Origin of the sequence: Methylobacter sp. (genome assembly GCF_036845245.1) — a bacterium.
Lineage (GTDB): Bacteria > Pseudomonadota > Gammaproteobacteria > Methylococcales > Methylomonadaceae > Methylobacter_A.
The window spans coordinates 19,781-38,431 of sequence record NZ_DAIUEH010000008.1 but is presented as its reverse complement, the minus strand read 5'-3'; the positions used below and the strand labels follow the sequence as shown (position 1 = coordinate 38,431).

13 protein-coding genes are annotated in these 18,651 nt (G+C 51.5%); 8 read left to right on the top strand and 5 right to left on the bottom strand.

Features of this window, described 5'->3' with window-relative positions; all coding sequences use genetic code 11:
• Positions 1–77: 77 nt before the first annotated feature.
• The 5 genes from V7051_RS05345 to V7051_RS05325 all read right to left on the bottom strand — a co-directional run bounded on the left by V7051_RS05345 (position 78) and on the right by V7051_RS05325 (position 9,642).
• A complete protein-coding gene (locus V7051_RS05345) occupies positions 78–1,094 on the bottom strand; it encodes a DUF2971 domain-containing protein (protein WP_333873948.1) in 1,017 nt (338 codons plus the stop codon).
• Between the two features lie 266 nt (positions 1,095–1,360).
• Positions 1,361–3,754: a Lon protease family protein gene (locus V7051_RS05340; protein ID WP_333873949.1), complete on the bottom strand. Its 2,394-nt coding sequence runs from the start codon at positions 3,752–3,754 to the stop codon at positions 1,361–1,363.
• A gap of 259 nt (positions 3,755–4,013) precedes the next feature.
• The gene (locus V7051_RS05335; RefSeq protein ID WP_333873950.1) at positions 4,014–4,928 is read right to left on the bottom strand and encodes a response regulator transcription factor; all 915 of its coding nucleotides are present in this window, start codon (positions 4,926–4,928) and stop codon (positions 4,014–4,016) included.
• Positions 4,918–7,971, bottom strand: coding sequence for a hybrid sensor histidine kinase/response regulator (locus tag V7051_RS05330; protein WP_333873951.1), 3,054 nt, complete (start codon positions 7,969–7,971; stop codon positions 4,918–4,920). The genes V7051_RS05335 and V7051_RS05330 overlap by 11 nt, the downstream gene beginning before the upstream one ends.
• Positions 7,972–8,901: 930 nt before the next feature.
• The gene (locus V7051_RS05325; protein WP_333873952.1) at positions 8,902–9,642 is read right to left on the bottom strand and encodes a hypothetical protein; all 741 of its coding nucleotides are present in this window, start codon (positions 9,640–9,642) and stop codon (positions 8,902–8,904) included.
• Positions 9,643–9,845: 203 nt separating this feature from the next.
• Between V7051_RS05325 and V7051_RS05320 the strand changes: the two genes are divergently transcribed.
• The 8 genes from V7051_RS05320 to V7051_RS05285 all read left to right on the top strand — a co-directional run bounded on the left by V7051_RS05320 (position 9,846) and on the right by V7051_RS05285 (position 18,623).
• Positions 9,846–11,078, top strand: a complete 1,233-nt coding sequence (locus tag V7051_RS05320; protein WP_333873953.1) for a hypothetical protein — start codon at positions 9,846–9,848, stop codon at positions 11,076–11,078.
• Positions 11,079–11,106: 28 nt separating this feature from the next.
• Positions 11,107–12,405, top strand: a complete 1,299-nt coding sequence (urtA, locus tag V7051_RS05315) for an urea ABC transporter substrate-binding protein (protein WP_333873954.1) — start codon at positions 11,107–11,109, stop codon at positions 12,403–12,405.
• 495 nt (positions 12,406–12,900) lie between these two features.
• A complete protein-coding gene (urtB, locus tag V7051_RS05310; protein WP_333873955.1) occupies positions 12,901–14,547 on the top strand; it encodes an urea ABC transporter permease subunit UrtB in 1,647 nt (548 codons plus the stop codon).
• A gap of 3 nt (positions 14,548–14,550) precedes the next feature.
• Positions 14,551–15,633, top strand: a complete 1,083-nt coding sequence (gene urtC / locus V7051_RS05305) for an urea ABC transporter permease subunit UrtC (protein WP_333873956.1) — start codon at positions 14,551–14,553, stop codon at positions 15,631–15,633.
• Positions 15,630–16,409 carry an urea ABC transporter ATP-binding protein UrtD gene (urtD, locus tag V7051_RS05300; protein WP_333873957.1) on the top strand — a complete coding sequence of 260 codons (780 nt, stop codon included), beginning with the start codon at positions 15,630–15,632 and terminating at the stop codon, positions 16,407–16,409. The genes urtC and urtD overlap by 4 nt, the downstream gene beginning before the upstream one ends.
• The gene (locus V7051_RS05295) at positions 16,409–17,191 is read left to right on the top strand and encodes an ABC transporter ATP-binding protein (RefSeq protein WP_333873958.1); all 783 of its coding nucleotides are present in this window, start codon (positions 16,409–16,411) and stop codon (positions 17,189–17,191) included. Before urtD ends, V7051_RS05295 begins: the two co-directional genes overlap by 1 nt.
• Positions 17,192–17,432: 241 nt before the next feature.
• On the top strand, positions 17,433–17,693 hold the full coding sequence (locus V7051_RS05290) for a DUF2442 domain-containing protein (protein ID WP_333873959.1): 261 nt from the start codon (positions 17,433–17,435) through the stop codon (positions 17,691–17,693).
• A 72-nt stretch (positions 17,694–17,765) separates the two neighbouring features.
• Entirely contained in the window at positions 17,766–18,623 is an 858-nt protein-coding gene (locus V7051_RS05285; RefSeq protein ID WP_333873960.1) for an urease accessory protein UreD, read from the top strand.
• The last annotated feature ends 28 nt before the right edge of the window (positions 18,624–18,651 follow it).

Below are 18,651 nucleotides of genomic sequence, written 5' to 3'. Positions count from 1 at the left end.
AAATTGACGCCAGCATGATTTGATATGTTTAATCTTAAGTTGGCGCATATGGGTTACAAACCCCGTCCCGCTTGAGGCTAGTTTCCCAAATCCGTGATTTTTGCATACTGTTCATCAATTTCCGGCAACGTTAAGTAGTGATTTACGTATCTATTCTCATCTCTTTTGTATTGAGCAAATATCACAGGTTTTTCTGGGCTGCTTTTCTCGACACTAAACTCAACCATCTCCACCGCATTGCAATATGGCTCGCGGCGCACAATTTCTGCCGCCTTGAACAAATAATTAACGAACTTCTTGTATTTTTCGTTGACATATTCGGGTGTTATGGCCCAATCCAATATTGGGGCAATGCTGTACTTATATTTTTGAGCGTCAACATACGCATCTTCTAATGGCAGTGGAAAAAAACTGTAGTCATCTGCCATATTCATTTTATTATACTTAACTCCCCGCCCGGACAGCTCCCGCATAACTCTATCTTGAAGCTCTTCTGGCATTCGTAATCCAAAATATACTGCCTTGACAGCCCGATAATCGTAGCTCTGCCCCCCTGAGTTAGACGTTACAATCCTTACTTCCTTCTCATACTCCCATTTCTTAGATTTTGTCCCCAATAGCTTTTGAAGCATTCGATCCAGATTAATGTTAGAAATATCGGAAACATCCAGCTTTGGCGGGGTGCTACTATACAAAACAGGCACTTTATGATTCTCTATCTTGGTAAAATCGATTAGATAATCCATATCGTATTCGATACAGAAACCCTTGTGTGCATTTCCATAGTGTGCCCACAACAGTTCATCAGTTGCAGTAGTGCTCAAAGAATAAACCCCGGACTTTTCCGAGAACGCTACCACCTCTAAAACTGATTTCCTTACCTCAATAAACGCTTCTGCCGCCTTCGGGTGGTTTCTTGTAGATAGCTTTTCAATTAGATTCAGCTGAGTATCAAGCACATCTTGGGAAAACAATCCCTCGCAAGGATCATTTAACTCAAATCGCGTTGAAGCCCAGAAATAGTTTTCGACTAGGGAAAACAAGTCCCTTTCGAATGTGGCTTTATCGCCCGACCTATATTTGTATACATTCACGGCTCTTAAACCTAGTGCGAAAGTGAACGGCCTGCACTGTCTTTCGCACAGGTCAACTCGACTTGTATGATAAAAAAAGCAACAAAACCCCAGCCCAGTACGCCGAAATAAGCCGGTTCGAGCGATAGCAAAAACCGGCGTTTCCGGCAAACACTACCCCAGCTCGCCGGAAACGCCACCTTGCGCTACGCGCTTGGATCGCCTTATTCCGGCCTACAAAACTTCGTGCTCTTCGCGTCTTCGTGGTGAATTAATTACCCACTAAACTAAACCCCTTCCTCCTTATCATCCTCATCCGTAGCCATATCCGAAATCTCCTTCAACCGGGAAATAGCTTTAGCATTAATACTCCCTTCCGGATAAAAACCGTAACTATCTAACACACCGGCCGGTTCCCCAGTCAATAATTCCAGCGTTTCATCGACGCAGGACACCGCATAAATCGCAAACTTGCCTTCGGCCACCGCATCAATCACTTCCTGTTTCAGCATCAGGTTGCGTTTGTTGGCAGCCGGAATAATCGCGGCGTGCTGCCCGTCAAGGCCTCGCGCCTTGCACAGTCTGAAGAAGCCTTCGATTTTCTCGTTAACGCCGCCTACCGCCTGCACTTCGCCGTACTGGTTGATTGAGCCGGTCACCGCAAAACTGTGTTTGATCGGCGTCCGTGTCAGCGCCGAAATAAGACAGCACAGTTCGGCCAGCGAGGCGCTGTCGCCGTCGATATAACCGTAGGACTGCTCGATCGCGATGCTGCCGGAAATCGCCAGCGGGAATTGCTGGGCGTAGGTGTGGCCCAGATAGCCGGTCAAGATCATCACGCCTTTGGAGTGAATGGCCTGGCCCAGTTCCACCTCCCGCTCGATGTCGACGATGCCCCTGGAACCCGGATAAACGCTGGAAGTAATCCGCACCGGCGCGCCGAAGCTGCTGCCGCCGACTTCCAGCACGGTCAAGCCGTTGACCTTGCCTATCGCCTCGCCTTCAGTATCGATCAGTATGGTGCCGACCAGCATTTCTTCGAGGATGTTCTCGGGGATTCTGCCGTTACGATGATCTCTTGCGGCCAAAGCCTGCTCTATATGTGAGCGGTCGCAAACCGGCCGGCCGTCCCGCTTACAAAACAGGTTGGCTTCGGCGATAATTTCCAGCGAATCTTTGATGCGGGCGGAAAAATGATGCTGGTTTTCCGCAATTCGGCAACTGTGCTCGATCAGACATTCTATCGCCGGCTGTGTTAACGGTTTGGCGCCGGAATCTGCGGCGTGCTTGATCATCAGCTTTATGAAACTTTGCATCGACTCGTCGGTGCGCGGGATGTAATCGTCAAAATCGGCAAGGATTTTGAACATCTCGTTAAATTCGTCATCCAATTCTTCGAGTAAATAGTACACATCCCTGGAACCGACCAGAATCACTTTAACGTTCAGCGGAATGACTTCGGGTTTGAGCGTAATGGTGTTAATGCCCAAATCGGAATATGGCGATTCGATTTCAATCAGGCCGGATTGCAGTGCGCGTTTAAGGCCTTCCCAAACGAACGGGTAGGTCAGCAGCTTTTCAGCATCGAGAACTAAATAACCGCCGTTGGCCTTGTGCAATGAACCGGCGCAAATCCGGCGATAATTAGTGACCAATGTACCCTGGTCGCTGACGTATTCGATGCGCCCGAACAGGTTTTGGTAAATCGGGTGCGGCTCGCAAATAACCGGCGCGCCGCTTTCCTGCTTGTTATCGACCAGGATATTCGGCGCATACAGCTCGGTCAACAACAGCCGTTTTGCAGTGGTATTGTCTTGCGGCTCCGGCGTCCGGCTCGGCATCAGGTAATCGGCAATGGTATTGCTTAAGTTCTTTTCGATTTCCGCCAAATAAGTGATCACGTCATCGATATTCTGGTAGCTGTCGTTCAGTTCGGCAAACAACGGCTCTATCGCCAGACTGATGGTGTCATTATCCAGCTGCTTGATTTTCTCGACCATCGCCCTGCGCCACTGGGGCAATTCCAGCAAGACATCGCTCAGGTATTCTTCCAGCTCCTCGACATGCCTGTGAAAGATTTCCCGTTCCTTCAGCGGCAATTCGGCAAATTGGTCTTCATTCAGTGCCTTGTTGTCCCGGATAGGCGCAAAAGAAATCGATTCGCCTTCCCTGAATAACGCAATATCCAAGGACAAGGCCTTCTTATCGACCAAGTCGATCGCATTGTTATAGAGCTGATTATAATGGCGCTCGATAGCGCTCTTTTTTTGTTGGTAAGTCGGGCTTTCGAATGCAGCCGGAAAAGTCGCCAGCAGGTTATCGATCAGCTTTTCGATGTCTTTGCTGAGTATCTGCCCATGCTCTGCGGGTAGCTCAACGGCCACCGGCTCTCTTGAGTTATCGAAATTATCGACATAGGCATAGGATGGCGGCGCGGGCAGCGTTTTTGCCTCGGCATTCAGATGATTGGTAATCATCGACAACCGGCCCAAACCCGGCTCGCCCATCACAAAAATATTGTAGCCGGGGTTGCTCATCGCAACGCCGAACTCCAGTGCGGATTGGGCCCTAGACTGGCCCAAAATGGTATCGGGCAAATCAGGTGCGGTTGGGAACTCAAAGCCCGTCAAATCGACATGCAGTTTCAGTGATTCAACGGGAAGCTTTGTGGTATTAGACATGGTTAAGAGAGGTTCTCGGATTGCGCAAAAACGGCAATTCTACCATTCTTTCCCCATTGTCCGATATGAGCCAAACAGGCGCGGGTTTTTCAACACTAACCGAAAGCATGGCTGCTTCAAAACATGATGGTCTGACTTAGAACTCGATGAAAAATAGCTTCCCAAAATCACTGTCTTCTATCGTCAAGCCGTTCGTGCTGAGCCTGTCTAAGCATGATCGGCTTGACGCGGTTGCCCGAAATTATTAATGGCCATATCCTTAATGCTGCCGCTGCAATACCATTGAAACTGCCGCCGCACGGGTCACCACGCCCAACTTTTCAAAAATATGTTCGAGATGCTTGTTAATCGTACGCGGGCTGCTGCCCAGAATAAGGCCCGTTTCTTTATTGGTTTTGCCTCTGGAAATCCACATCAGAATTTCCGCTTCACGCACAGTAAGGCCCAAGGAAGTTCTTACCCAATCAAGATCCCACTCTCCGGAATGCTTCTCCAAAACCAGCAGATATTCGCCTGTATTCTGGCACGCTGTTATTTTTGCTAAAAAACCGGTTCCGACCCGATAGCTTTCAAACGCTTCGGATTTATCGCCAAGCTGTTTAACCCATTCCTGCATCGGCTTGGGCAGCGGCGAACCGATTTCATGTTGCCCCGTTAAGGCATGTTTTTGCAGGAACTCATCCAGCCAGCGGATGCCGCCGGGCGTCAACCAGGTGATGATGCCTGATGAATCGATTGCCAACGCGGAAAAAGGGCTATTGTTTAACGCATTTTCAACGCGGCGCAGGTTTCGGGCCTGTGTCAGTTGCAAATCGACCCTGGCCAGCACTTCAGGCGGGCGAATCGGTTTGACAATATAATCGACAGCGCCTTCATCGAAGCCGCGCAACAGGTTGTCCAGCTCGCTTAACGCTGTCATAAATAAAACCGGAATGTCGGCCGTTTCGGGCGAAGATTTGAGCCGGTTACAGGTTTCAAAACCGTCAATACCGGGCATCATAATATCCAGCAAGATAATGTCCGGTTTCAGGTAAGCGATTTGCTCCAAAGCCGACAAGCCGTCGGTCGCGACCAACACCCGGTAACCGGCTTCCGAGAGCGTATCGGATAACAAGGCCAGATTGCCCGGCGTATCATCGACAATCATCGCGATTCCGTTAAATTTACCGGTCATTGCCGCTGAGTTCCTGATGAGTGATCTGTAAAAGTTTTTTGATTTCAGCCATATCGAATCCTCCGGCCAGCGTTATGAGCCGCTGCGCAAAATAGGTATATTCCGGATGATGCTGAATGAGGCCGGTCAGGTATTGATTGAGTCCCAGCAAATCGCCGATCCGGACATAAGCGGTTAACTCTTGGATAATATCCAAAGAAGGCGGCAGGTTGGAACTTTGCGGTTCAATTTCATCGTCCTGATAAATCCAGTCCATGCCCAGATGCAGTTTAAGCTTGTAGAGCAACTCGCTGACTTGTATCGGCTTGACCAGGAAATCGTTACAACCGGCATTAATCGCATTGAGCCGGTCGGACGGATAGGCGTTGGCGCTTAACACAACGATCGGCGTTGCATTGCCGTTTTGCCGTAGCAGATGCGCTGTTGCGGCGCCATCCAGTCCGGGCATCGATAAATCCAGCAAGATAAGATCCGGCGCTGTTGTTTCAACTTTATCCAAGCATTCTTCACCGCAAGCCGCTTCAATCATACCGAAGCCCAGCGGTTCCAGGATGGATAGAATCAGCTGTCGGTGATCCGGCTGGTCATCGACAATTAGAATTTTCCGGCGTTTGCCCCGGTAACCCACAATGTCTTCTTCCTGAATGTACTGCTGTTCGCCGCCCAGATTGGGCAGCAGCAGCCTTACGGTAAAAGTCGAGCCTTTGTTCGGGTCGCTGACGACCACTAGTTCTCCGCCCATGATTTCGCATAAAATTTTGCTGATGGTCAGCCCCAGGCCGCTGCCGGAGTCTAAATTCTCATTCGGTAATTGGGTAAAAGGCTGGAAAATATTTTGCAGTTGATCTTTATGGATGCCGGGGCCGGTATCGACGACCTGGAACGTGGTGACTCCGCAGCTGTAACCGATACGGAACACGACTTCTCCTTCCGCGGTAAATTTAATCGCATTGCCGAGCAGGTTGATCAATATTTGCCCGACCCGCTTCTCATCGCCGCGCACCCGTTGAGGCAAGGTGTTGAGAATCTGGCAGTAAAACGACAGCCCCTTCTGTTCGGCCTGCGGTTTAAACACACAGACCAAATGTTCAATAAAACCCGGAAAATCGATAGGCTCCTGGCGCAGCTCGAATTTACGCGCTTCGATGCGGGCGATATCCAGAATATCCTCGATCAGCGCGGATAAATGTTCGCCGTTGCGCTTTAAAATATCCACCGCCTGCCGTCTGTGCGCCGGTATTGTCGGATCTTTCTGCAAAATATAGGCGTAGCCGACAATACTGTTCAACGGCGTACGTATCTCATGGCTCATGCTGCTCAGGAAACGGCTTTTGGCGCTATTGGCGCGATCCGCCATTTTGGTGGCTTGCTGCAACTTCGCGTCGGTCTTTTTGTGCTCGTCGATTTCCATCAGCAGGCGCTGGGTCTGCCTGGCGATTTCCTCATGGGCGACACGCCGGCTCTCGTCGTTCAAGACCAGCCACCAGGTGCACAAGCCGATAAACACCAGCAACGAAGCGTAAACTTTTACGAAATTTGCCAGTAGCAGATTGAACGAAGGCAGATACCGTTCGGCAGCCAATAAATCCTGGTAATAAATAATCCCGACAAATACGCTGGTTAAAACCGCCAGAAACAAAAACAACAGGCTAAAGCGTATCAAACGCAACCTAAGGCTCAAATTCACCCAGCCCGGCAGACAGCATTCGGCAAGGCTTTGCAGATAATCGTCCAAGCGTACGCCCGGCTTGCAGGCATCCATGCAGCGCGAGTCCAGTGTGCAACAAAGCGAGCAAATACTGCCTTCATAGACCGGGCAATAAGCCATATCTTCGCGCTCGAAATGATTTTCGCAGATCGTGCAGCGGCTGACTTTAGCCTGATTATTAAAGTTGATGTCGCGGGCAAGATAACGTTGGTTACCGTACAGCAGCGCGATGCACGGGACCAGTATAAAGGCCAGACTCAACGCTATAAACGCTGAAAATGCCTGTGCGAACGCGCCGAAAAGCCCCAGATAAGCCAATATCGAAACAATAGAGGCGCATAAGGTGGACAGTGTGCCGACCGGGTTCAGGTCCGGCAAGTAAGCGCGTTTGAACTCAACGGCTTTGGTGCTCAAGCCCAGGGTTTTGTTGATCAGCAATTCGGCGGCAACCGCGCTGATCCAGGCTATCGACATATTGGAGAATAAGCCCAATACTTTTTCCAAAGCGCCGAATACGCCGAATTCCATCAGCAAAAGGGCGATAGACACATTAAACACCAGCCATACCACCCGTCCGGGATGGCTGTGCGTCAGCCGCGAGAAAAAATTCGACCAGGCCAGCGAACCGGCATAAGCATTGGTGACATTGATCTTGATCTGGGAAATCGCTACAAACAAGGTCGTGACCGCCAAGGCCAACTCGGTATTGTCGAATAGGTCGCCGTAAGCGACCAGGTACATTTGCGTCGGCTCATGCGCATGGACCGGCGCTATGCCGTGGCGCACCGCAAGATGAGCCAGCAACGCGCCGCCCAGTTGCCTGACCATGCCGAACAAAATCCATCCGGGTCCTGCGCTGATCGTAGCCAGCCACCAGCACAGCCGGTTTTTTTCGGTCAATTCAGGCATAAAGCGCAAAAAATCCACCTGCTCGCCGATTTGCGCGACCATTGAAAAGGCGATCGTGGTCGCGCTGCCGAACATCAGCCAGTTAAAGCCTTGGCCGCTGCCGGCAATCCAGAAATAAGTCTGCACCGTCATCAGCGAATCCGGCTCGCGAATGAATACCGCAATATAAGGCGTAATCAACAGCACCAGCCACAGCGGCTGCGTCCACATTTGCAAGCGGCTGATCGTGGTAATCCCGAAAGTCACCAGCGGAATCACGGTAACCGCGCTGATAATATGCGCTATCGCGATAGGGATATGGAAATACAGCTCAAGCGCCAGGGACATGATTGATGCTTCGAGCGCGAACAACGTGAACGTAAACGAGGCATAAATCAACGAGGTGACTGTCGAGCCGATATAACCGAAACCGGCGCTGCGGGTCATCAGGTCGATATCGATGTTATAGCGGGCGGCGTAATAACTGATCGGGAAACTGGTGATGAAAATAATCAGGCCGACGGTCAGGATGGCCCAGAACGCGTTGGTAAAGCCGTAGTTGATCGACAGAAAGCCGCCGATGGCTTCCAGAACCAGGAACGAGGTGGAACCGAACGCGGTATTGGCGACCTGGAATTCCGACCATTTGCGGAATGTGCGCGGTGCGAATCTCAGCGCATAGTCTTCCAGCGTTTCGTTGGCGACCCAGGCGTTATAGTCGCGGCGGATTTTTGAGACACTTTGTCGGATCTTGGTTTCCTCGATGGGTTTTATAAAAGCTTATTTTCTGATCGATAAACATTAATTATATTCCCTGTGCCGTAGGGCGTGCCGTGCGCGCCAATAGGCAGCGGAACTGTTCACTGCATATGCTCAATCACTATTTCTTGAATCTAAAAACCGCAGTTGAGCATTCCAAAATCCCGTTCGCCCTGAGCTTGTCGAAGCCTGTCATGAGCTTGACGAATGGGGTGAGCGGGGTTTTGGAATGCTCACAAAATGAGCGCGAGTGAAAGCCGTTCATGCTTCGACAGGCTCAGCACGAACGGCTTTCACTCACTCCAATTACGGTTTTTAGATTGAAGCAATATCTACACCAAAGATCATTAGCAGAGCCGATACGCCAAACAGCCTATAGCCATAAAAAACATTGATTCAATTTGGTGCAATGAATCTTAACTACGCCCAATAACAGTCGCTTGTTTTGAAATTTTCCTGGTTTCGGTGCGGCGCGTCCTGTCATTGCGTCAATAAGACAAGACACCGTAGGAGCGGGCCGTGCCCGCGATATTTGAGCAACGTTGTAGCACCTTGATCGCGGGCATGGCCCGCTCCTACAACGCTTAACTAATGGCAGTGAGCCGCTCATTCCTCATTTTATAACCTTTCATGCCCGAATTTTAAAATCACCGGCGATCCCTGATTGTGAATGATGATCTGCTTTCGGCCCTCGCCTTCCCTTTCCTTGCCCGGCGCATCGGCTTTGCCTGCTTCGTCCGGGCTGGTGACGGTTTCGATACGCACTTCCGGTATCCAGCTCGGCTTAAGGCTTGATGACGGCTGGCTTTGCGATTTATCCGGCCACTTAAGCTCGCTCAACAAATTGAAGCAGACCGTGCTGATGTGATCGAGCAATTGCGCCTCACTGGTCGAATTCGCGGCCGCAAAGTCGATATATAAATAAGTCGTTTGTTTCGGATCAGCGATGGAAGCCAGCTCGCAGCTGATCGGCAGCACGTTGGCTTTTTGAAAATCGAGGGCTCTTGGATCGGAGTTGCCGGAAGAAAATGAAAATCCGGGCGGTGTTCCACTGTGCTCAATCAAGCCAACTTCAGCGGTTAAGGTATGACTAAAAGCCTGATTGTCTTTAGCTCCTACCGGATAACCCCAACCGGACAGATTTTGGCTGATCCGGGCAGCCACATCCTGACGGGCCAGCACCGGTTTCAACGACGCTTGCTTGACCGTGCCGATCTTGAATTCAATTCGCTTAATCGCTGCGGTATCGATTTGCATCGGTTTTTTTTCCAAACCCGGCGCACAGGCGGTTAATAGCCCGGCCATTGCGATAAGGATGAAAAACAGGCTTCTGGCAGGGTCTTGTATTGGCTTATTCATACGAATCCGGATTGTGTGAGACAGGTTCCGCAACTGTAGGCGAATCGCAGTTTGCCGGATATACGTCATTTGACTGATGAGTCAGATGACGCATTGTGCAAATTCGCCCCGGACAAAATAATCGTCCCCAGCCAACTTCCTGGCTGCATCCGGATAAACCGGCTGCACTATCAAATCACGTATTAAATTCTGGGGAACCTGACATGAGTGATTCTACACAAACAACGGCCGGACTACGAAGCAAGCCACTTCTTTCGGCAATCAGCTTATTAACGCTGGCGGCCGGCTATGCGCCGGTAAGCCAAGCCGGGGCGACATTTAAAATTGACGACACCAAATGGGTCAGCATCGGCGCGGGTTTACGCACCAGCTTTCAGGCTGCCGAAAGCGGAGCCGGCGCCAGCGGCAACAAATGGAGCAACGACTTTAACCTGGACAATATCCGTTTGTACCTCAACGGCCAGATCCACAAATATTTGAAAGTCGAGTTCAATACCGATTGCCAAACCTGTAGCAACGGCGGCGAAGTCCGGGTATTGGATGCGATCGGCAAGATCGAATACAACCCGTACGTTAATCTTTGGGTTGGCCGCATGCTGGTTCCGGCCGAACGCCGCGAAATGAACGGTCCGTTTTATAGCGCGATTTACAATATTTTCAGTTCCGGCACGCCGTTCGAGCCTGCCGATTACAATTTGACGATTAAATCGGACGGTACTTCCGCCGGTTCTTTCGGCCGTGACGACGGTGCGACTTTTTGGGGTGCTGCATTCAGCGGCCGCCTGCAATATGCGATCGGTTTTTTTCGCGGCTTAAGAGGCGGCGCGAATGTCGACGACAATATCCTATACAGCCAACGTTTCGCCTACAACTTCTGGGAAGTTGAGAAGAATCCCGGCTATTACACCTCCGGCACTTACTACGGCAAAGGCGGCGACATCTTGACCGTCGGCGTGTCCAACCAATATCAGGAAGACGGCGCGGGTACCGCGCTGGATCACGGCAACTTCCGCGGCACCGCGGTCGATGTGCTACTGGAAAAAGTGCTGCCCAACAGCGGCGTGGTGACGGTCAACGGCGAATACAAAAACTACGGGATTTCCGGCGGCTACAGCCAAGCCTCGCGCAATGCGGGCGGCGGTTTCTCGATGTTCGAAGGCAACGCTTATGACGTCAGCGGCATGTATTTGTTCCCGCAAAAAATCGGTATCGGCCAGGTTCAGCCCTATGTGCGTTACGTGAATGTGATGCCCGGCGGCAGCTCCAACCGCAATTCTTACGAAGGCGGCGTGAACTATGTGATCGACGGCCACAACGCCAAAGTGTCGTTGAGCTGGGAATACGGCGACCTGATGACCAAAGGCTTGAACTACACATCAACTGCCGCAGGCGAAAACACCAATGCGGTAAAGCTCGGCTTCCAGTGGCAGATCTAATCCCTCTTAACTATTCAGGATGACAAATATGAAAAGATTATCTTCAAAACTCCAAAAGCTCGGTATTGCCGGTGCGATAGCGACATTGGCCTTTACCGCAGGCGCGGCAAACGCCGAAGACACGATCAAAGTCGGCGTTCTGCACTCCTTGTCCGGCACAATGGCGATCAGCGAAACCACGCTGAAAGACACGATGCTGATGCTGATCGACGAGCAGAATAAAAAAGGCGGCTTGCTCGGCAAGAAACTCGAAGCGGTAGTCGTCGATCCGGCATCAAATTGGCCGCTGTTTGCCGAAAAAGCCCGCGAATTGCTGACCAAGGATAAAGTCGCCTCGATCTTCGGCTGCTGGACTTCCGTTTCCCGCAAATCGGTATTGCCGGTCATCGAAGAATTGAACGGCCTGCTGTTTTACCCGGTGCAGTATGAAGGTGAAGAATCGTCGAAAAATGTGTTTTATACCGGTGCCGCGCCTAACCAGCAGGCAATTCCGGCAGTCGATTATTTGATGAACGATTTAAAGGTAAAACGTTGGGTATTGGCGGGCACGGACTACGTTTATCCGCGCACAACCAACAAAATCCTTGAAGCCTACCTGCTGTCCAAAGGTGTCGCCAAAAAGGACATCATGATTAATTACACGCCGTTCGGGCATTCCGACTGGCAAAGTATTGTCGCCGACATCAAGAAATTCGGCTCGGCAGGTAAGAAAACAGCCGTTGTTTCGACGATCAACGGCGACGCCAATATCCCGTTCTACAAGGAACTGGGCAACCAGGGCATTTCCGCAGAAAAGATTCCTGTGATCGCGTTTTCTGTGGGCGAAGAAGAATTGTCGGGCATGGACACCAAACCGCTAGTTGGGCACCTGGCCGCATGGAACTATTTCATGAGCATCGATACCACCAAAAATGCCGCGTTTATCAGCCAATGGCATGACTTCATCAAAAACCCGAAACGGGTGACCAACGACCCGATGGAAGCGCATTACATCGGATTCAACATGTGGGTCAAAGCAGTTGAAAAAGCCGGTACGACTGATCCTGACGCGGTACAAAAAGCGATCATCGGCGTCGAATTCCCGAACCTGACCGGCGGCACCGCCAAAATGTTGCCTAACCATCACATCAGCAAACCGGTATTAATCGGCGAAATCCAGGATGACGGCCAATTGCAGACTGTTTGGCAAACCAACAAGCTGATCGACGGCGATGCTTGGTCCGACTTTTTGCCGGAAAGCAAACCGATTATTGCCGACTGGACAGCCCCCATCAATTGCGGAAATTACAACACCAAAACCAAGAAGTGCTCCGGACAGAATTTTTGATATGAGTTAATTGGACAGGTTGGGCAAGGCTCAAGTTAAGTGTAATGACGCCGTAGGAGCGGGCCGCGCCCGCGACATGGGCCGACAGATTGTCGTCCTTTCATCGCGGGCATGGCCCGCTCCTACAGCGAGCAGCCACACCCAAACTGACAATTTCAAAGATAGACACCGGATATCCAGCTGCGTATTTAAACCAATTTGGCGCGCACGGCGCGCCCTACGGCCTGCGTATTTACAATATTGTTGACTTGGAGACATATGCCCCTTCTCCCTCAGGGATGCCTACAGGGATGTAGGTAGTAGAGCAATGCAGGAGCAATTGCCGAGAAGGCTGGGATGAGGGGATATAAATAGGATTTCCTTATTTTATTTCCCCCTCACCCAACCCTCTCCCTCTGGAGAGGGCTCGTACTAGTTACATTCGCTCGTTCCCTAACTGGCGAGCTGCTCGGCTTAATATAGCTAGCCCGCTTATCAATGATTTATGGAGATGACATGAAACCGAATTCTTTCAGATGGTGTTGCCGGGTAATGCTGGGATTGTTCCTGATGTCGCCAACCTTGAGTATCGGTCAGGAAATTGCCGCCGAAGATGCGTTCTCGGCCGCTTTATCCAATCTTAAAGCCGGGTCCATGCAAGAGCGTGGCCAGGCTATCGAACAACTGGCCGCAGTGCCGAATCCACGGGCCATTGCGGTATTGCAAGCCCTGCTCGATGGACGCTTATTGACGCTTAAGGCCGATGAAAAACTCGTCATCGGCGAAGAAATCGAGACCGGCTACAAACTGACCGACGCCAAAAGCTCGGAAAGCCTCGGCATCGTCGAACGCTCCGCTACTCAAAAAATCACTGTTAATAACAGCCTGCGAACCTCATTGAGGAAAATAATCGGCCGTTTGCAACTGAATGATGATGATTCTTCCGTAAGGCTAGAAGCCGTCGGCGCGATGGGAAAAGCCATCGATGACCAGAGCCTGGCGCTGTTGCGCGGCCATCTTATGATGGAACAAGATGACAAGGTACAAAATGCAATCAAGCTTATTTTGGGCTTGGAACAATTGAACAGCCCCGACAAAGGCGTGCGTTTGGCCGCGATAGACTTATTAAAGGATCAGGCCAACCAAAATGTGGTTAACCGCTTGAATGAACTGGTCGAAAAAGATAGCGACGGCCATTACCTGGAAGCGGACAACGATGTGCGCCATCAGGCCGAAGCCGCATTGGCAAAAATCAATTCGAAACTGCAAGCCTATGCCGCTATCGAAACCCTGTTTTTCGGTTTAAGCCTCGGCGCGGTGCTGGTCTTGGCCGCGATCGGCCTTGCCATTACCTTCGGCGTGATGGGCGTGATCAACATGGCGCATGGCGAACTGATGATGCTCGGCGCTTATACCACTTATGTCACGCAACAGCTGATGCCCAACCATTTGGGACTGTCGCTGGCGATTGCGGTACCGGCTGCGTTCATTATTTCGGCGTTGACCGGGATTGTGATCGAACGCGGCATTATCCGCTTTTTATACGGCCGCCCGCTGGAAACGCTGTTGGCGACTTTCGGCGTCAGCCTGTTTTTGCAACAAACCGTGCGCTCGATTTTTTCGCCGTTAAACCGCAGCGTCGCGACGCCGGAGTGGATGAGCGGCGCCTTGCAAATCAATGACTTTTTATCGCTGACCTGGAACCGCTTGTACATATTGATTTTCTGTTTGCTGGTATTCGTATTGTTGCTGCAAATCCTCAAACGCACCCGCTTAGGCCTGGAAGTTCGCGCCGTAGCGCAGAACCGCAAGATGGCCTTGGCGATGGGCATTCCGACCGGCCGGGTCGATGCGTTGACCTTCGGCTTGGGCTCCGGTATCGCCGGAGTCGCCGGGGTCGCGTTAAGCCAGATTACCAATGTCGGCCCGAATCTGGGACAGGCTTATATCGTCGATTCGTTTATGGTCGTGGTGTTCGGCGGCGTCGGCAATTTGTGGGGCACGCTGGTGGCGGGATTTTCGCTGGGCATTGCCAATAAATTGCTCGAACCCTACGCAGGCGCGGTTTTGGCGAAAATACTGGTGCTGGTGTTTATCATTTTATTCATTCAAAAACGTCCGCGCGGATTGTTTCCGCAACAGGGCCGCGCGGTGGAGGGCTAAGCGATGCTGTTTAAAAACGATAAAGCCACGCTCTCGGTACTGGCTGTTCTGGCTGCAATCAGCCTGATTATTCCGCTGTGCAATTTGATATTTTCACCGGGCTCGCCGCTGTATTTCTCGGCTTATACGGTGTCGCTGCTGGGCAAATATATCACTTTCGCGTTGCTCGGCATGTCGCTGGATTTGGTTTGGGGTTATTGCGGTATTCTGGCCCTGGGTCACGGCGCATTCTTTGCGCTCGGCGGCTACGCGATGGGCATGTATTTAATGCGCCAGATCGGTAATCGCGGCGTTTACGGCGACCCGCTGCTGCCCGATTTTATGGTGTTTCTCGATTGGAAAGCCCTGCCCTGGTACTGGCACGGTTTCGACCAGTTCTGGTTTGCCGCAATCATGATTGTGCTGGTTCCCGGTGCGCTGGCTTTTTTATTCGGTTGGCTGGCGTTCCGCTCACGGGTGACCGGCGTTTATCTTTCGATTATCACCCAAGCGCTGACTTATGCGCTGTTGCTGGCTTTTTTCAGGAATGAAATGGGCTTCGGCGGCAACAACGGTTTAACCGATTTCAAGGAAATCCTCGGCTTTAATAGCCAGTCCGATGCCGTGCGCGCCTGTTTGTTGATGGCTTCCGGCATAATCCTGATCTTGGCTTTTTTGCTTAGCCGTTGGATCGTCAACAGCAAGCTGGGCCGGGTGGTGACTGCGATTCGCGACCAAGAAATGCGGGTGCGTTTTTTAGGGTATCGCGTTGAACTGTTCAAACTGTGGATTTTTGTGTTTGCCGCGATGCTGGCCGGGATTGCCGGGGCGTTGTATGTGCCGCAAGTCGGTATTATCAATCCCAGCGAATTCTCGCCGTTGAACTCATTGGAAATCGTGATCTGGGTCGCTATCGGCGGGCGCGGCACGCTGTACGGCGCGATTGTCGGCGCGGTGCTGGTCAATTACACCAAAACTCTGCTGACCGGATGGGCGCCGGAAATCTGGCTGTTTTTCCTCGGCGCGACTTTTATTCTGGTGACCGTGCTATTGCCTGACGGCCTACTCGGATTCTGGCAACGTCGATTGCAGGAGCAAAAACAATGAACGGCTTAGCGCTTAAACCGGGACAGGTCGATACCAGTCACGGCCCGATTCTTTATCTTGAAGATGTCAGCGTCAGTTTCGACGGCTTCAAAGCCTTGAATAAGCTGTCGCTGTATATCGACGCCGGGGAATTGCGTTGTTTGATCGGGCCAAACGGTGCCGGTAAAACCACGCTGATGGATGTGATTACCGGCAAAACCCGACCCGATACCGGCTCGGTGTTTTTCGGGCAAACCATCGACTTGCTGCAAATGGACGAACCGGCCATCGCCAAGGCTGGGATTTGCCGTAAATTTCAAAAGCCCAGCGTATTTGAAATGCTCAGCGTGTTCGAAAACCTGGAACTGGCTTTGGCGACCAACAAAGGCGTCTGGTCGACCTTATTTGCGAAATTGACCGGCGCGCAACGCGACCGTATCGAGCAAGTGCTGGAAACAATAGGGCTGGTTGAATTGAGGTCGCAACCGGCGGGCATCCTGTCGCACGGGCAGAAACAATGGCTGGAGATCGGCATGTTGCTGATGCAGGAACCTAAAGTCATGCTGGTCGATGAGCCGATTGCGGGCATGACTCACCAGGAAGTGGAACGCACCGCGGAACTGCTGTTATCGTTGCAGGGCGAACGCTCGATTGTGGTGGTCGAGCACGATATGGAGTTTGTCCGCTCGATTGCCAAACATGTGACGGTGTTGCATGAAGGCTCGGTGCTGACGGAAGGCACGATGGACGAGGTGCAGAACGATCCTCGCGTGATACAGGTTTATTTGGGGGACTGATGCTGAAAATTAGCGGATTGAATCAATATTACGGCGGCAGCCATACCTTGTGGGATGTGAATCTCGATATACCGGCCGGTTCCTGCCTGTGTTTAATGGGCCGCAACGGCGTCGGCAAGACGACTTTGCTGAAATGCATCATGGGCCTGATCGCCGTGCGCGACGGCGCTATCGACTACAATGGCGAGGCATTAACCCTTGCCAAACCGGAACACCGCGCCGAGCTGGGCATAGGTTTTGTGCCGCAGGGCCGGGAGATTTTTCCGTTGCTGACGGTCGAGGAAAACCTGAAAATCGGCCTGCGCGCGGTACGAAAACAAGGCATCAAAAAAGTACCGGAACATATCTATGAACTTTTTCCGGTGCTGAAACAAATGCTCAAACGGCGCGGCGGCGATTTGTCCGGCGGCCAGCAACAGCAACTGGCTATCGGCCGGGCCTTGGTGTTGAATCCTAAATTGCTGATTCTGGACGAGCCGACCGAAGGCATACAGCCGAATATCGTCAGCGAAATCGGCGATGTGATTATCCGCCTGAACCGAGCCAAAGGCATAACGACGCCCTTGCTTAAACAAGGCGACGAAGCGAAGGACGAAGTGCGCGAAGGCATTATCAAAATCAAAAACGAATTGGGCGTGACCGTGTTGCTGGTGGAGCAGAAACTGCCGTTTGCACGTAAGGTTGCCGACCGGTTTTATATTATGGATAGAGGCCGAGGAGTGGCTGCCGGGGCGATGGATGAATTGAGCGATGACATGGTTAAGCGGTATTTGACGGTTTGAGAATTATAACCCTGGCGTTTAATTGTAAACTTGGATAATTTGTTGATGATTTTAAATACAGGATGTAGGCCGGAATAAGCCCACCCGGCGATAGCCAGGGTGGGCGTTTCCGGCAATCGTAGCCGGAAACGCCAGTCCTGCGCTAAGGCGCGGACCGACTTATTCCGGCCTACATTGAGATGTGTATATGATGAGCGCTACGCATGGGAACGAGAAAATTTACACGAGCAGGAGATTAAAGATGCTTGGCACAGACATTTCCCCGATTGAGGTTTCCGGCGTTACCAAACACGGTTTCTGGATACTGCTTGATGAAAAGGAGGAACTATTCGTTTCATTTTTGGAGTTTCCGTGGTTTCGCAAAGCGCCGGTAGTAGAGCTTTTCCATGTTGATCGTCCCCAACCACACCATCTTTATTGGCCGGAATTGGATATTGATTTGCATGTCGATTCAATTCGTCACCCGGAGACTTTTCCGTTGGTTTCACAACCTATAGCGTAGGGTACGCTGTGCATACCATCATGCCGATAAAACAAACACCAAGTAATACGAACAAACAATGGTAACACTGCTTTGAAACCTGATGCCCTGCCGTACGCTGAAATTGCTGACTGTAACGTCGCACAAAACCAAGGCTGGCAAGCAAAACTGGAACTCGGCTTTGAGCAAAAACACGATAAAACCGTACTTACGCACCGTCGCCATCAAGGCCCGCTAACAGTACAACGGCCTTTTTACCCGGAAGGCGGCGTGTGCCATGTGTATATCCTGCACCCCCCGGGCGGGATTGTCGGCGGCGACCGTTTGAACCTTTGCATCAATGCCGAACCACACAGCCATGCGCTGATTACCACGCCCGCGGCCGGAAAGTTTTATCGTAGCAATGGCGAGCAGGCTGTCCAAACCGTTTCGATCAAAGTGAAGAAAGGAGCGGCGCTGGAATGGCTGCCGCAGGAAACGATTATTTATCAAGGCGCACAGTTAAGATCGTCTGTTAATGTCGAATTGGCTGCTGGCGCACGTTTTATCGGCTGGGAGATTTTGTCGTTGGGCCGCCCGGCTTGTGGCGAACGTTTCGATGAAGGTTTAGCGGATATGAGCTGGCAAGTTTATTGCGAAAATCAGCCTTTATTTTTGGAACGCCTGCATTTGGATGCGAAGGCTTTTGCGGCCCGCTGGGGATTACAGGGCTTATCGGCTTGCGGAACCCTGTTTGCCAGCCCTGCCGGAGCTGAAAGTTTGGCCGCAGTCCAGCAACTAATCAGCGATAGTAAAAGCTGCGGCGTGACTCTCATTGATGATCTGCTGGTCTGTAGAGCTATTGATGACAGAAGCGACCGGCTGCGCGGTTTTTTCGAACAGGTTTGGGCGATTGTGCGGCCGGATTCCGTACAACGCAAAGCTTGTGCGCCGCGAATTTGGGCGACTTGAGTTTATGCGCCACGACTGACTTGCATGG